13 protein-coding genes are annotated in these 15,537 nt (G+C 71.0%); 9 read left to right on the top strand and 4 right to left on the bottom strand.

Annotated elements, in window-relative coordinates:
• Positions 1-260: 260 nt before the first annotated feature.
• Genes AB0L33_RS20595 through AB0L33_RS20575 form a run of 5 tightly spaced genes read left to right on the top strand, consistent with a single transcriptional unit; the run spans position 261 to position 5,476 of the window.
• Entirely contained in the window at positions 261-1,517 is a 1,257-nt protein-coding gene (locus AB0L33_RS20595; protein ID WP_365683372.1) for an extracellular solute-binding protein, read from the top strand.
• Entirely contained in the window at positions 1,514-2,488 is a 975-nt protein-coding gene (locus AB0L33_RS20590; protein WP_365683370.1) for a sugar ABC transporter permease, read from the top strand. The genes AB0L33_RS20595 and AB0L33_RS20590 overlap by 4 nt, the downstream gene beginning before the upstream one ends.
• Positions 2,488-3,372: a carbohydrate ABC transporter permease gene (locus tag AB0L33_RS20585; protein ID WP_365683368.1), complete on the top strand. Its 885-nt coding sequence runs from the start codon at positions 2,488-2,490 to the stop codon at positions 3,370-3,372. The genes AB0L33_RS20590 and AB0L33_RS20585 overlap by 1 nt, the downstream gene beginning before the upstream one ends.
• A complete protein-coding gene (locus AB0L33_RS20580) occupies positions 3,369-4,067 on the top strand; it encodes a hypothetical protein (protein ID WP_365683366.1) in 699 nt (232 codons plus the stop codon). Before AB0L33_RS20585 ends, AB0L33_RS20580 begins: the two co-directional genes overlap by 4 nt.
• The gene (locus AB0L33_RS20575; RefSeq protein WP_365683364.1) at positions 4,064-5,476 is read left to right on the top strand and encodes a sulfatase; all 1,413 of its coding nucleotides are present in this window, start codon (positions 4,064-4,066) and stop codon (positions 5,474-5,476) included. The genes AB0L33_RS20580 and AB0L33_RS20575 overlap by 4 nt, the downstream gene beginning before the upstream one ends.
• 45 nt (positions 5,477-5,521) lie before the next feature.
• Here AB0L33_RS20575 and AB0L33_RS20570 read toward each other — a convergent pair whose 3' ends face one another.
• Positions 5,522-7,114 (bottom strand): alpha-amylase family glycosyl hydrolase, encoded by a 1,593-nt coding sequence (locus tag AB0L33_RS20570; RefSeq protein WP_365683362.1) that lies wholly within the window; start codon positions 7,112-7,114, stop codon positions 5,522-5,524.
• Between the two features lie 48 nt (positions 7,115-7,162).
• A complete protein-coding gene (locus AB0L33_RS20565; protein WP_365683360.1) occupies positions 7,163-7,969 on the bottom strand; it encodes an endonuclease/exonuclease/phosphatase family protein in 807 nt (268 codons plus the stop codon).
• A 176-nt stretch (positions 7,970-8,145) separates the two neighbouring features.
• Here AB0L33_RS20565 and AB0L33_RS20560 point away from each other — a divergent pair, with 176 nt between their 5' ends.
• From AB0L33_RS20560 to AB0L33_RS20550, 3 genes are all read left to right on the top strand, one after another.
• The gene (locus AB0L33_RS20560) at positions 8,146-10,290 is read left to right on the top strand and encodes a glycoside hydrolase family 3 N-terminal domain-containing protein (protein ID WP_365683358.1); all 2,145 of its coding nucleotides are present in this window, start codon (positions 8,146-8,148) and stop codon (positions 10,288-10,290) included.
• 43 nt (positions 10,291-10,333) lie between these two features.
• Positions 10,334-10,753: a hypothetical protein gene (locus tag AB0L33_RS20555; RefSeq protein WP_365683356.1), complete on the top strand. Its 420-nt coding sequence runs from the start codon at positions 10,334-10,336 to the stop codon at positions 10,751-10,753.
• Positions 10,754-11,232: 479 nt separating this feature from the next.
• A complete protein-coding gene (locus AB0L33_RS20550) occupies positions 11,233-12,111 on the top strand; it encodes a hypothetical protein (protein ID WP_365683354.1) in 879 nt (292 codons plus the stop codon).
• Positions 12,112-12,497: 386 nt separating this feature from the next.
• On the opposite strand, the gene AB0L33_RS20545 is transcribed toward AB0L33_RS20550, so the two are convergent.
• Entirely contained in the window at positions 12,498-14,027 is a 1,530-nt protein-coding gene (locus tag AB0L33_RS20545) for a UDP-N-acetylglucosamine 1-carboxyvinyltransferase (RefSeq protein ID WP_365683352.1), read from the bottom strand.
• A gap of 158 nt (positions 14,028-14,185) precedes the next feature.
• On the opposite strand from AB0L33_RS20545, the gene AB0L33_RS20540 reads away from it, so the two are divergent.
• On the top strand, positions 14,186-14,878 hold the full coding sequence (locus AB0L33_RS20540) for an MOSC domain-containing protein (RefSeq protein ID WP_365683350.1): 693 nt from the start codon (positions 14,186-14,188) through the stop codon (positions 14,876-14,878).
• A gap of 58 nt (positions 14,879-14,936) precedes the next feature.
• Here AB0L33_RS20540 and AB0L33_RS20535 read toward each other — a convergent pair whose 3' ends face one another.
• Positions 14,937-15,533, bottom strand: a complete 597-nt coding sequence (locus tag AB0L33_RS20535) for a CGNR zinc finger domain-containing protein (RefSeq protein ID WP_365683348.1) — start codon at positions 15,531-15,533, stop codon at positions 14,937-14,939.
• Positions 15,534-15,537 lie beyond the last annotated feature (4 nt).

The following is a 15,537-nucleotide window of genomic DNA, read 5'->3' as shown; positions in this document are numbered from 1 at the left end:
GCCGCCGACTTTCCGCCGGCCGGGCGCGGGGCGCCGCAAGCGAAGGGAACGGGCCCGTAAGTGCAGGTCAGGGGCGCTTCCGCGGGACCGGGTGCCCCTCCTTCGTGCGCCCGGAGCTCACTCCCGTACACCTCCGGTCAACCCCGCCACCCGCCACGTTACCCAAGCGTTATCCCATCCCTCTTGAGCGATCCGGACCCGTATTGCAGAGTCCTGTATGCGCTTTCAGATAGCGCATACAGGCTCAAGGAGGAGCATCCATGGCACGCCCCGCCAAGACCGTCGCAGGCATCTCCGTCGCAGTGGTCGCCGCGCTGTCCCTCACCGCCTGCGGTGGCGGCGGCGGCGCGCAGCAGTCCGCCGACGCCAAGCAGACCCTGACCGTCTGGGGCATGGGCGAGGAGGCCAAGCGGCTCGCCACCGTCGCCGAGGACTTCGAGAAGGCCAACCCGAACATCACCGTCAAGGTGACCCCCATCGGCTGGGACGTCGTCGGCCAGAAGATGACCGCCGCCGCTGCCGCCGGGAAGCTCCCCGACATGGCGCAGATGGGCTCCACGATGATGGGGCAGTACATCGCGCTCGACGTGCTGGAGCCGGTGGACACCAAGACCTTCAAGAAGTCCGACTTCTTCCCCGCCACCTGGAACAGCAACGTCGTCGACGGCACCGCCTACGGCGTCCCCTGGTACGCCGACGTACGCGGCCTGTACTACCGCACCGACCTGGCGGAGAAGGCCGGCGTCGACAAGGCCCCGGCCACCTGGGCCGACCACCACAAGCTCGCCGAGGCGTACCAGAAGGGCGGCGCCCAGTGGGGCACCGCGCTCCAGCCCGGCAACACCGGCGCCTGGCAGAGCTGGCTCCAGTTCCTGTACTCCGAGGGCGGCAGCCTGGTCGACGCGGACGGCAAGTCCGCGCTCGATTCCCCCGAGGCCGTGAAGGCGTTCGAGACGTGGGGCAGCTACTTCAAGGACGGGCTCGCCAAGAAGAACTTCGTGCCCGGCGCGGACGTCGCCAAGACCTTCGCCAAGGGCGAGGAGCCGACGTTCATGTCCGGCCCCTGGATGGTCCAGAACCTCAACGAGCAGCAGCCGCAGCTCAAGGGCAAGTGGAAGACCGCCCCGCTGCCCGCGGGCCCGAAGGGGTCCGTCTCCTGGGTCGGCGGCGCCTCGCTCGTGACCTTCAAGGACAGCGAGCACAAGGCCGCCGCCGAGAAGTTCACCCAGTACCTCACCACCCCCGAGACCCAGGCCGCCTGGTACGGGGCGACCAAGTCGCTGCCCGCCAACAAGGCCGCCTACGACCTCCCGGAGATCAAGGACAGCGCCGAGGCCGACAGCCTGAAGGTCTTCCGCCAGGCCCTCGACACCGGCAAGGAGATCCCGGCCCTGGAGAAGTGGAACGAGATCGCCGCCGCCATCGAAGGCACCCTGGAGAAGATCGCACAGGGCGGTGACCCGGCCGCCGAGGCCAAGAAGCTCCAGGCCGTCACGGAGGGGCTGATTTCCCAGTGAAGACCGCCGCCACCCGGGCCGGAGCCGGCCTGGACCGCGCCCCGGCCCAGGCCGGCGGCCCTCCCGGACCGCAGCAGGAGCTCCGCCGCGACCGGCTCTCCCGGCAGAACCTCGCCGGCTGGCTGTACTCCACGCCGTTCCTGGCCCTCTTCCTGACCTTCATGGCCTTCCCGATCGTCGCGACGCTCCTCATGAGCTTCACCGACTTCGGCCTGCGCAACGTCACCCACCCGCTCGACGCGAACTTCGTCGGCTTCGACAACTACACCGCGCTGTTCGACGACCCGAAGTTCATGAGGGCGCTCTTCAACACCTGCTACTTCGTGGTGCTGGGCGTCCCGCTCACCATCGGCAGCGGCCTGGTCGCCGCCGTGCTGCTCAACTCCGGCATCGACCGCCTCCGCACCTTCTTCCGGGTCGGCTTCTACGTCCCCGTGGTCACCGCCATCGTCGCGGTGGCCGTCATCTGGCGGTTCGTGCTCGACCCGTCGGAGGGCCTGATCGCCGGTCTCGGCGCACAGCTCGGCTTCTCCACGCCGGACTTCCTCGCCTCCAAGGCGCTCGCGATGCCCTCGCTGATCGTCATGGCCGTCTGGCGCAACATGGGCACCGCGATGGTCCTCTTCCTCGCCGGCCTCCAGGCCATCCCGGCCGAGGTCCGCGAGGCCGCCAAGCTGGACGGCGCCGGCGTGTTCCAGGAGTTCCGCCGGATCACGGTCCCGCTGCTGCGGCCCACCATGCTGTACGTCGCGGTGATGACCACCATCGGCTTCCTCAACGTCTTCGAGGAACCCTTCGTGATGACCGACGGCGGACCCGGCGACAGCACCCTCACCGTGTCCCTGCACATGTACAAGGAAGGCTTCAGCTTCTTCCACATGGGCTCCGCGAGCGCCATGGCCTACGTCCTGTTCACGATCGTCCTGGCCGTCACGCTGCTCCAGTTCCGCCTGCTGAAGGACAAGACCTGATGAGCGCCACCGACCTCCCCACCAAGAGCGCACCGGCCCGGCGACGCACCGCCACCTCGCGCAGGCCGGGCACCACGGCCCTCACGTACACGCTGCTCACCCTGGGCCTGATCGTGATGGCCGCGCCCTTCCTCTGGATGGCGGTGTCCGCCTTCAAGACCCCCCAGGACCTGGGCGCCAGCCCGCCGGTCTGGATTCCCACCGAGTGGACCCTCGCGAACTTCCGCGAACTGCTCGACCTGATGGACATCGCGCGGAACTTCCTCAACTCCGCGGTGGTCGCCGTCGTCGTGACCCTCTGCAACCTGGTCTTCTGCTCGATGCTCGGCTACGCGCTCGCCAAGCTGAACTTCTTCGGTAAGCGGGGCGTGCTCGCGATCGTGCTGGGCGCCCTGATGGTGCCGGGCAACCTGATGCTGCTGCCCCAGTTCGTGATGATGAGCAAGATGGGGCTGCTCGACAGCTACGCCGGGCTCATCCTGCCCTTCGCGGCGGGCGCGTTCGGGGTCTTCCTCATGCGGCAGTTCATCTCGGCCATCCCCGACGAACTCCTCGAAGCGGCCCGCATCGACGGCGCCGGCGAGTGGTACATCTTCTGGCGGATCGTGCTCCCACTGGTCAAGCCGGCCCTCGCCACGCTGACGATCTTCGTGTTCCTCGGCTCGTGGAACAACTTCCTGTGGCCCCTCGTCGCGACCAACGACCCCGACAAGTACACCCTGCCCGTCGCCCTCGCCACCTTCGCCACCGACCCCACCAAGGCCGCCGGGTCCAACGGTGTGCTGATGGCCGGCGCCTTCCTCGTGGTGCTCCCCGTCGTCGCCGTCTTCATCGCCCTCCAGCGGCACTTCACCCAGGGCATCGCGACCTCCGGCCTGAAGTGAACGCGCGCCCCGGCCCCGCGGGCGTACTGCCCCCGCACCGGACGGTGCTGCGGTCCCGGGACGGCATCGGCCACGTGCTCCTGGACTGGCTCCCGGCACCGAGGACGGCCGGATACCTCGTACACCGTTCCGACCACTACGAGGGACCGTACGAGCCCCTGCACACCGGCCCCGTCCTCCCGCCGTACGCGGACACGCGCGCCGAGCCCGGCCGCGGCTACTGGTACCGGATCGCGCCCAGGACCGCCGAGGGCCCCGAGCCGCCGCTGCCCGGCCCCGTACGCGGCTGCGCGCTCGCCCCGGGCAGCGCACCCGCCCGCGTCCGGGTCCGCGTCGACGCCGGGGCCCCGCACCGCGCCGCGCACCTCACCGGCGACGGAGCCCACGCCCTGGTGACCGCCACGGTCACCGCGCGCGACGGCACGGTCGAGGTGCGCGTGGTCAACGCCGCCGCCGACCGCCCGCGCGCCGTACCGGTCCCGGTGCTGGGCCGCCGCGTCACCGTGGAGGTCGCCGGCCTCGAACCGGAGGCGTGCTACCGGCTGCGCCCCGCCGGTGACAGGGGCCCCGGAGCCCTCGTGCACACCGGCCCGGACGGCCTCGTACGCACCACGCTCGACCTACCCATGCCGGGCAGCCGAACCCTGCGGCTCGCTCGTGATCCCGCACCAGCCAAGGAGGACCCCGGGCCATGAGTACCACCGGCGCCGAGCGCCCCAGCCTCGTGTTCTTCATGACCGACGACCACGCCGTGCCCGCGATCGGCGCCTACGGCAGCGTCATCAACAGGACGCCCGCCGTCGACCGGCTGGCCGCCGAGGGCATGCGCTTCGACAACGCCTTCTGCACCAACTCGATCTGCTCGCCCGCCCGGGCGTCCCTGCTGACCGGCACCTACAGCCACGTCAACGGCATGACCACCCTCGAACAGCCGGGCCAGAAGTTCGACGCCACCCAGCCCTCCTTCCCGAGCATGCTCCAGGAGGCCGGCTACCAGACGGCGATCATCGGCAAATGGCACCTGGGCCACGGCGGCGACTCCGACCCGGTCGGCTTCGACCACTGGGAGGTGCTGCCGGAACACGGCGTCTACCACGACCCGACGTTCGTCACCCGCGACGGGGAGCGGCAGCACACCGGCTACGTCACCGACCTCATCACCGACCTCGCCCTCAACTGGCTCGACCGCCGGGACCGCGACAGGCCCTTCGCGCTGTTCATCCAGCACAAGGCCCCGCACCGCGCCTTCGAACCCGCCGAACGCCACCGGCACCTGTACGAGGACGTGGACATCCCGGCGCCCCGCACCCTCCACGACGACTACAGCCACCGGGCGAGCGCCGCCGCCGAGGCGGAGATGCGGATGCGGGACCTGCTCCCGGAGGACCTCAAGGCGCCCGTGCCCGAAGGGCTGGACGAGCGCGCGGAACGCGAGTGGCGCTACCAGCGCTACATCAAGGAGTACCTACGGGTCATCGCGGCACTGGACGAGAACGTCGGCCGGGTCCTGCACTACCTCGACATCACCGGCCTGGACCGGAGCACCGCGGTCGCCTACACCTCGGACCACGGCTTCTACCTGGGCGAACACGGCTGGTTCGACAAGCGGTTCATGTACGAACCGTCGCTGCGCATCCCGCTGGTGGTGCGGTGGCCCGGCGTCACTCCGCCGGGCAGCAGGTGCGACGAGCTCGTGGTCAACGTCGACTACGCCCAGACGATCCTGGACCTGGCCGGAGTGGAAGCGCATCCACGGATGCAGGGCCGCAGCCTCGTCCCGCTTCTCAGGGGCGAACGGCCGGACGACTGGCGGCAGTCGGTGTACTACCGCTACTTCGAGCACTTGGACGTCTGCCACAACGTGCAGGCCAGCTACGGCGTCCGCACCCACACCCACAAGCTGATCCACTACCCGGGCCACGGCTCCGGCCAGCCGGGCGCCAAGGACGAGACCCGTGCCCCCGAGTGGGAGCTGTTCGACCTGGTAGCCGACCCGGACGAGCTGCACAACCGCTACGACGACCCGGCCTGCCAGAATCTCGTCGCGGAGCTGACCGCCGAACTGGCGGCGCTGCAGGCGCACTACGGGGACACCCCAGGCTGACGTACGGCTTCCGCCCCCGCCCGGTCCCGGGCGGGGGCGCACCGGTCAGCCCGCGTCGAGCGTGAAGATCCCGAAGCCGAAGCCCTCGGCCCGGACGCGGCCGTCCGCGACGGTGACCCCGCGGGCCTCCACCGGGGTGGCCCGGCCGCGGGGCGCTGCGGTGGAGGCGGCCTCGGAGCGCGGGTTGACCACGACCAGATGGCGCCCGCCCCGGACGTACACCAACGGATACCCGTCGTGCAGCACCTCCGTCGTGCCCCCGCTGCCCAGCTCAGGGGTGGCCTTGCGCAGCGCGATCAGGCGCCTGACCAGGTGGAGGAGGGAGCCCTCGTCGGCGCGCTGGGCGGCGACCGTCGGGCGGTCCGGGTCCGGGTCGATCGGCAGGTACAGGGCGTCGGCGGGGGCGGTGGAGAAGCCCGCGTTGGGCGAGTCGTCCCACTGCATGGGCGTACGGGACCCGGCCCGGTCGTATCGCGGGCCCAGTCGGCTGCCCTCGCGGGTGGGCGTGCCGGGCACGTACCGCATGCCGATCTCGTCCCCGTAGTAGATCGCGGGGAGCGTCGGCCAGGTCAGCTGGAACGCGAAGGCGGCGGGCAGCTGTTCGGCCGTACGCGGGCCCGTGGCGAGGCGCGAGAAGTCGTGGTTGGACGTGGGCAGCGAGATGAACCCGGCGTCCCCGATCACCTCCGTCGCCTCGCGCCAGGCGTCGAGGAAGGTGGTGAACCCGCCCTCTCCCCGGGCCCCGAAGTACGGCTCAAGCGGCTCCCAGGGCTCGCTGACGGTGCCCTCCCAGTTGTTCCAGAGCGACCGGAGCGGCAGCCCGTCGCCGCGCGGACCGAACTGCAGGAAGAAGTCCGCGTGGAACCCGGCCGGGACGGAGACCTGCGGGTCGCCCCACTCGGAGAGCAGCGCCGCGCCCGGGTGCGCCCGGTCCAGCCAGCCGCGCAGCTCGGTCCAGAGCTTCGCGGTCTCGGCCTGCCCCGGATCGTCCTTGACCAGCGAGGCGGCCATGTCGACCCGGAATCCGGACAGGCCGAGGCCCAGCCAGTGGTCCATGATCTCGCGCAGCGCCTGCCGGTTGGCGCGGGGCCCCTCGGCGTCGACGGGCAGCCGCCAGGGCTCCGCCGGGTCCATGCGCGCGTGTCCGAAGTTGAGCGCGGGCTGCGACTCGAAGAAGTTCGGCTGGTAGAAGCCGGACCGGCTGCCGGGCGAGGCGACGAACCCGGGCGGCGCCTGCTCGGTGTCGGCCCAGATGAACCGCTGGTCGGCCGGGTCGTCGGCGGACGCCCGGAACCAGGGGTGCTGGTCGGAGGTGTGCCCGGCGACCAGGTCGAGGAGCACTCGGATGCCGCGGCGCCCGGCGGCCTCGGTGAGCCGGGCCAGATCCTCGTTGGTGCCGTAGCGCGGGGCGACGGCGAGGTAGTCGGCCACGTCGTAACCGGCGTCGTCGAACGGCGACACGAAGCACGGGTTGAACCACACGGTGTTCACCCCCAGCCACTGGAGATGGTCGAGCCGGGCCTCGATCCCCGCGAAGTCCCCGATCCCGTCGCCGTTCGAGTCGGCGAAGGACTGCGGGTAGATCTGGTAGAGCACGGCGTCGGCAAGCCATTCGGCCGCCGGACGGGGGGACGTCATACGGGTTCCTCCTGCAAGGGTGTACGGGGCGGTCTGCGTGAACGCGGCTCAGCGCGCGACGGGCGCGGGCTCCAGCTCGATCAGGGCGCGCACGGGAAGGTGGTCGCTCGGCGCCGTCGCGCCCGGCAGCACCGCCGACGCCTCCCGTACCCGCGTACCGCGCGAGGCGAGGATCCAGTCGATGCGCGGGCCGTCCGCGACCGGAGCGCGGTAGTCGTGGAAGGTGGCGTACGCGGGCCCGCGCTCCTCGGCCCGGTCCCAGGTGTCCTCCAGGCCGCCCTTCGCGAGCAGCACGCCGTGCACATCCGGGTCCCCGGCCGGGGTGTTGAAGTCGCCGGTGACGACGACCGGCAGGCCGGGCGCGAGTGCGGCGCACCGCTCCACGAGCAGCCCGGCCGCCCGGGTGCGTGCGTAAGCGCTCACATGGTCCAGGTGGGTGTTGACGGCCAGGAACTCGCCCCCGGCGGCCAGGTCCCGGAAGCGGACCCAGGTCGCCATGCGGGGGCAGCCGCCGCCCCAGGTCTCGGATGCGGGCACGTCGGGCGCGTCCGAGAGCCAGAAGTCGCCCCGTTCCAGCGCTTCGAGGCGTGCGCGGTCGTGGAAGAGGGCCGTGTGCTCGCCGGTCCCGTCGCCGTCGCGGTCCCGGCCGGACTTCGCGTAGCCGGGCCCGAGGGCGGTGAGCACGTCCGCGATCTGGTGCGGGCGGCCCTCCTGCGTGCCGAGCAGCTGGGGCCGTTCGGTCCGGAGCACCGCAGCCACCGCGTCCCGGCGCCCGGACCAGGGCCGGGGCGAACCCGCCCAGTCCACATGGAGGTTGAAGCTCATGACGCGCAGGGCCGACGCGCTGTTGGCCATGGATCTCTCCCGTGCTGACTCATCGATTCCGTCACGAGGGACCAGGATTCCTTGCCCCCGCATCTGAATGCGCTTACATTTTGCTGCGAGCGACGTTAGCCCGCCGTTGTTCCGTCCGGCAAGGCTCCCGGCAGGGAGCCCGCTCGCCCCCGCTATCCGGTTACGAAGGACCCGACATGCTCCGATCGCACGACGACAAGGTCAAGGAACTCCTCGGCCGCATGACGACCGAGGAGAAGCTCGGCCAGATCCAGCAGCTGACCTGGACCGGGGACACGGGACCGGGTGGCGGCCAGACGAAGGAGATCGAGGCGCTGGCCCGCGCCGGGCGGCTCGGTTCGGTGCTGAACCTGCACGGGGCGAAGTGGACCAACGACCTCCAGCGCCTGGCGGTGGAGGAGTCCCGGCTCGGCATTCCGCTGCTCTTCGGCTTCGACGTCATCCACGGCTTCTGGACGACCTTCCCGATCCCGCTCGCGCAGGCGTCCGCCTTCGACCCGGCCGTGGCGGAGACCGACGCCCGGGTGTCGGCGGCCGAGACCCGCTCGCAGGGCGTGCGCTGGACGTTCTCGCCGATGATGGACGTGACGAACGAGCCGCGCTGGGGCCGGATCGCCGAATCGAGCGGCGAGGACCCGTATCTGAACGCCGTCCTGGCCGTGGCGAAGGTACGCGGCTACCAGGGCCCCGCCGACGGCTCGGGGCTCCGGTCCGCGGAGCGCGTCGCCGCCTGCGCCAAGCACTTCGTGGCCTACGGCGGCGCCGAGGGCGGCCGGGACTACAACACCGTGGACCTCTCGGAGCAGCGGTTGCGCAACCACTACCTGCCCCCGTTCAAGGCGGCGCTGGACGCGGGCGCGGCGACGGTGATGGCCGCGTTCAACACCGTGGGCGGCGTCCCCGCGCACGCCAACAGCCACACCATGAACAGCATCCTCAAGGGCGAGTGGGACTTCGACGGCTTCGTGGTGAGCGACTACACGGGCGTCATGGAGCTGGTCGCGCACGGCTACGCGGAGGACGCGGCCCACGCCGCCGAACTGGCCCTCATGCACGGCTTGGACATGGAGATGGTGTCCACGCACATCGCGGACCACGGCGCGGACCTGCTGGACGCGGGCCGCATCAGCACGGAACGGCTGGACGACGCCGTCACCCGCATCCTGCGCCTGAAGTACGCCCTCGGCCTCTTCGACGACCCGTACACCGACGAGGCGGCGGAGATCACCGGCCCCACCGCCGAGGCGCGGGCCGCCGCGCGGGAGGCCGCGGCCCGGTCGATGGTGCTCCTGAAGAACGAGGGCGGTGTCCTGCCGCTGAAGCCGGGCGGCACGATCGCCGTCGTCGGCCCGCACGCCGACTCCACGGACCAGCACGGCACCTGGGCGGGCCCCGGCCGGCTGGTGCTCGACACGGTGAGCGTGCTCGACGCGGTCCGCGCGGCCGCGCCGGACGCCGATGTCCGGCACTCCGGCGGCGACCCGGCGATGGCCGCGGCAGCCGCCTGGGCGGCCGACGTCACCGTCGTCGTGGTCGGCGAGGACTCCGCGATCAGCGGTGAGGCGGCGTCGCGCAGCGAGATCGACCTGCCCGCGGGCCAGCAGCGGCTGATCGAGGCGGTCGCGGCCACCGGCAAGCCCTTCGTGGTCGTCCTCGTCAACGGCCGACCCCTCACCATCGGCGGCTGGGTGGACAGGGCCCCGGCTGTCCTGGAGGCGTGGCACGCGGGCATCGAGGCGGGGAACGCGGTCGCGGACCTCCTGTTCGGCGCGGTCAGCCCGGGCGGCAAGCTCCCGGTCTCCTTCCCCCGCACGGTCGGCCAGATCCCGGTCTACTACAACCGCGAGTCGACGGGCCGCCCCTACGACGAGGCCGAGAAGTACGTCTCGAAGTACCTGGACCTGCCGGACGGCCCGCAGTTCGTCTTCGGCCACGGCCTGAGCTACACCACCTTCACGACCGGTGAACCGCGGCTGAGCCACGCCGAGATCGCGGTGGACGCCCTGGAACGCGGCGAGCGGGTCGAGGTCGCGGTCTCCGTCGCCAACACCGGTGACCGCACCGGCGACGAGGTCGTCCAGCTGTACGTCCACGACGTCGCGGCGTCGGTGGTCCAGCCGGTACGCAGGCTGCGCGCCTTCGAACGCGTCACCCTCGCCCCGGGCGAGGAGCGCCGCCTGCGTTTCACCCTGGGCGCGGAGGACCTCGGCTTCTGGACCAACGACCCGTCGGGCACGTACGTCCTGGAGCGCGGCCGGATCGACGTCTACACGGGCACGAGCTCGGCGGCGACGGCGCGGGGCAGCCTGCGGCTGGTCTGAGCCCCCGGAAGGCGGCTCCGGAGGGATGACTACTCTCATGCCCATGTCATCCCAAGGACGCAACGCCGGAGCCGCCGTCTGCATCGTCATGGCGATGCTCAGCATGATCGCGGCGGTGATCCTCGCCGCGGTCGCGATGTCCGATGCCTCGAAGGTCTCGGACAAGCCCCTGGACGAGTACGCCGGCGAACTCAGCCTGTTCGAGGACGCGGACTGCAAGCCCAAGCAGGAGGGCACCCCGCCCGACCAGCTCTTCCAGAAGTGCTACTTCGAGTACCAGGCCCAGACCCAGAAGGACGCGGCCCTCTGGTCCCGCGAGGTCGCGTCCCGCCAGTCGGCCGTCCAGACCAAGGGCTACCTGGCGATCGTCCTCGGCCTGGTGGGCGTGACGTTCGCGGTCTGCGCGGCGGTTCCGGCGGGGCAGGAGGCGACACCGACGGCGCCGCCCGGATCGTCGGCGTAGGGCAGGCTCGAGCGGACTACTGAACAGCTCAGTGAGAGACTTATCTGTGATGGCGCGACTGCACTCCGTCAACAGATCCTCGGCAACCCCTCCACATGCCGGTGGCACAGCCCGCCTTTGGAACGACTTGATCGACGGCCGTGGACGCGGCGATCACGCGCCCCACGCGGACGCGGTGCGGCGGGTGCTGCTGCTGCCGTCGGCTCGTTGGGGTGATCCTTCGAAAAGTCCCCGGCCGCACCGGGATGTTCGTCGCCCCTCACCGGTCCGCGCCGGCGGCGAACGACCGGAGGTGTCCGGTGGTCGAAGCAGGAAGCGCCGGTCGGTCCGACTGCCGGGCGACGCGGCCCGGACGTGCCGCACGGCGAAGACGGGATCGCACGTCGGTTCCCCCAGGGCGCGGGTCCATGCCACTGTGCTGCGTGACTGCCCTGACGAGGAACAGGGCCCGTGTGACGTTCGGAGTCCCCATGCCCACAATGCCCGCATCGATCAAAGTGGCCCGCGTGTTGGGAGCGTTCACCCTGCTCTGCACGCTCGGGGCCGTCCTCGCGGGGCTGGCGCCGACCCGGTCCGTGCCCAATGGGTACCTGCTGATCCTCGCGGCGGCGGCTGCCGTCTTCGTCGGCTGCTGGGTGGCCGTGTCCTGGGCCGCACTGCGACGGCGCACCATGGGCGGCGTCGACCTTGTCAAACATCCGGCGCAACAACGCCGGTGGAAGCTGCTGCGCACACTGGTTGCTCTGGTGTTCGCGCTGAGCAGCGGATCCGCGTTAAGCCAGGGCATCGGTCCCGACGGCGAGATGGCAGCGTGGGTGGACAAGGTCCAGCGGGCGGGCGGCGATACGTATGCCGTGCCCATCGACCGCGTCGTGGGCACGCCGGAACCCACCGGTGTGAACATCAACGACGTCGACCAGTACGCGACGACCGTAACCGTGTTCCTCAAGACTCCCGAGGGACGCAGGAAGTTCACCGTCGACGGCGTGCGGACGCGCGGTACGCCGCAACGCGGCGAGCAAGTACTGGTGATGTACGCGCCCGCCCATCCCGAACTGGGCGTGCGGGACGATCCGACCGGGTTCTTCGACGGTAGCTTCTTCCTCATCTTCATCTGGGCGTGGACGTTGGTCGCGATCCTTGCCGGGATGGGATTCATCGAGGAGGAGGACGTCGCGCTGTTGCGGCGCTTCAGCCCCCGCATCCATCTCCCGGTCATCGCGCTCTTCCTCCTCGGCGGCGCCCTGCTCCTCCCCCTGAAGCTGGGGTTCCCCCCGACGTTGGTCGGCTGGCTGCTCGCGCTGCTGGCGTCCGTAATGCCATGGCTCGCCCTGGTATGGGTGCGCAGGTCGGCGTAGCCCAGGGGCCGCCTCCCGCGAAGCTCGTGCACTGCCTGCACATGGAGTGTCAGGTGCTGACCTACGTCCCGGCGGAGAGGCCCCTGACCGCCGGGACGCCGCGAAGGGCGAAGCGAGACGCTGTGAGGGACGTCGAACTTCCGGCCGATCAGCGTGACCACCCGCGCGGCGGTCCGCACCTGGTCCTCCACCCAGCCGTGCGCGGCCGGTCCCGGGCCTCACTTTGAACGCGCGCCCACGCCGGAGCGGACAGCCCTGGCGCCCCGCGAACGGTGCGCAGTAAGGCGACAGGCGTGCCCGGCGGCATCCCGGGCCGGGAGAAGCGCCGCCGCCCCCCTCCAGCGCCGTCGAACAGCAGGCTGGAGGGGCGCGGCGGCACCTTCACCTCAGATGTCCCGGAAGATCTCGATCTGCGCCCCCACCGAGTTCAGCCGCTCCGCCAGCTCCTCGTAACCGCGGTTGATCACATACACGTTGCGCAGCACCGACGTGCCCTCCGCCGCCATCATGGCGAGGAGGACGACCACCGCCGGGCGCAGGGCCGGGGGGCACATCATTTCGGCGGCGCGCCAGCGGGTGGGGCCCTCGACCAGGACGCGGTGGGGGTCCAGGAGCTGGAGGCGGCCGCCGAGGCGGTTGAGGTCGGTGAGGTAGATGGCGCGGTTGTCGTAGACCCAGTCGTGGATCAGGGTCTGGCCGTGGGCGGATGCCGCGATGGCCGCGAAGAAGGGGACGTTGTCGATGTTGAGGCCGGGGAACGGCATCGGGTGGATCTTGTCGATCGGCGCCTCCAGCTTGGAGGGGCGGACCGTCAGGTCGACCAGGCGGGTGCGGCCGTTGTCCGCCGCGTACTCCGCGGTGCGGTCGCAGTCGACGCCCATCTCCTCCAGGACCGCGAGCTCGATCTCCAGGAACTCGATCGGCACCCGGCGGATCGTCAGCTCGGACTCCGTGACGACGGCGGCCGCCAGCAGGCTCATCGCCTCGACCGGGTCCTCGGAGGGCGAGTAGTCCACGTCCACGTCGATCTCGGGCACACCGTGCACCGTGAGGGTCGTCGTGCCGACGCCGTCCACGCGGACGCCCAGCGCCTCCAGGAAGAAGCAGAGGTCCTGGACCATGTAGTTGGAGGAGGCGTTCCGGATGACCGTGGCGCCGTCGTGGCGGGCGGCGGCCAGCAGGGCGTTCTCGGTCACGGTGTCGCCGCGCTCGGTCAGCACGATGGGGCGGCCGGGCGTGACGGAGTGGTCCACCCGGGCGTGGTAGATCCCCTCGGTGGCGGCGATGTCCAGGCCGAAGCGGCGCAGCGCGATCATGTGCGGCTCGATCGTCCGCGTGCCGAGGTCGCAGCCGCCCGCGTACGGCAGCTTGAACGCGTCCATGCGGTGCAGCAGCGGGCCGAGGAACATGATGATGGAGCGCGTGCGGCGTGCGGCGTCCGCGTCGATCGCGTCCATGTCGAGCCGGGCCGGCGGCACGATCTCCAGGTCGGTGCCGTTGTTGATCCAGCGGGCGCGCACGCCGATGGAGTTGAGTACTTCGAGGAGGCGGTAGACCTCCTCGATGCGGGCCACGCGGCGCAGCACCGTACGCCCCTTGTTGAGCAGGGACGCGCAGAGCAGCGCCACGCAGGCGTTCTTGCTGGTCTTGACGTCGATGGCGCCGGAGAGCCGGCGCCCGCCGACCACGCGCAGATGCATGGGACCGGCGTAGCCGAGCGAGACGATTTCGCTGTCGAGTGCTTCACCGATGCGGGCGATCATCTCAAGGCTGATGTTTTGATTGCCGCGCTCGATGCGGTTCACCGCGCTCTGGCTGGTGCCGAGCGCCTCGGCGAGCTGGCTCTGCGTCCAGCCCCGGTGCTGACGGGCGTCACGGATGAGCTTGCCGATACGTACGAGGTAGTCATCTGACATGGCGAAAGGCTATCTCAGATATGAGATTGCACCCGCGTGGGGGTGTGCCGTTCGGGTGAGAAGTGGTGAGAGGGGTGTGACTGAAGGGGCGGGGGAGTGAAGGGCGGTGCCCGAAACTCCCTCGCGCACGGACCCCGCCCCTCGTAGGGTCACGCCCCATGGATTCCCGCGGCACGCACGTGCTCTCCGTGAACATCGGCCGTCCCCGCCCCAACCCCTGGAAGGGGATCAGCGCGACCGGAATCGACAAGCGGCCCGTCGACGGGCCGGTCGCGGTGACCGCCCCCGGACCCAAGGGCACCGGAGCCGTGGGTCTGGCCGGTGACCGCGCCTACGACGTGAAGCATCACGGCGGCACCGACCAGGCCGTCTACGCCTACGCGCGCGAGGACCTCGACGGCTGGGAGGCCGAGCTCGGCCGGCCGCTCGCCGGCGGGGAGTTCGGCGAGAACCTGACCACCGTCGGCGTGGACGTCAACGGCGCCCTGATCGGGGAGCGCTGGCGGATCGGGCCGGACGTCGTCCTGGAGGTGTCGTGCGCGCGGATTCCGTGCGCCACGTTCCAGGGCTGGCTGGAGCGGGAGGGGTGGATCAAGCGGTTCACCCGGGCCGCCCTGCCCGGCGCGTACCTCCGGGTGATCGAGCCCGGCGAGATCCGCTCCGGCGACCGCCTGGAGATCGTCCACCGGCCCGCGCACGACGTGACCGTCGCGCTGGAGTTCCGGGCCATGACCCTGGAGCCGGAGCTGCTGCCGCGCCTGCTCGTCGCCGACGCGCTGCCCGACGAGAGCAAGGACATGATCCGCCGCCGCACGGGCGCCACGCGCCCCGACCGGGGTCTTCTGCCGTAGCGAAGGCTGAGCGGTCCTCGCCGAAGTCCGAGTGATGGCGCGTGGGCTCCTGGGCGCCCTACTCGATGTCGCTCGATCGCTCGGCGGAGTGGGAGCGTCGGTGCGCTGCGACTCGCTCGCGGGTCGCGCACCGGCGTGAGCAGTAGCGGCGTTCCGGACCGCTGCCTTGGGTGACGAAGACGTTCCGGCAGCTGAGCGAGGCGCAGATCCTGCCGGGCGGGCGTTGACGGTCCCAGACGAGGACGGTCAGGGCCATGCACGACGAGGCGAGGAGCCACTCGCCCCAGGGCGCGTTGTCGTCGCGGTCGAGGTGGGGATGCCAGGGGGTGCTGCCGCCGTGCGAGGTCAGGCGGAGCGGTCCGGTGTGGTCGTGCAGGAGGCGGTTGAGGGTGGCTGCGGCGTCATCGGCGTGCTCGGCGGCGAAGACCTGCCGCAGCAGGGCGGCGGCCGCGCGCATCTCGGTGACGTCGCGGTTGGTGAGGTCGAGGGGGTCGGACTCACCGTATGCGCGGAGCACGTCGGCGACTTCGGTCGGGTCGGGGCGGTCGTCGGCGAGAGCATTGATCAGGGCAGCGGTCCGTCGGGCCGTAGTCAGCACGGAGTGTCGGGTGGACCAGTCGTCGCCGTTGGAGAGCACCCGCCCAATGTAACGCATCTTG

This window comes from Streptomyces sp. NPDC052299, assembly GCF_040679335.1.
GTDB lineage: Bacteria > Actinomycetota > Actinomycetes > Streptomycetales > Streptomycetaceae > Streptomyces.
Note: the sequence above shows the minus strand (reverse complement) of the source record. Positions and strands in the feature narration are given on the sequence as shown.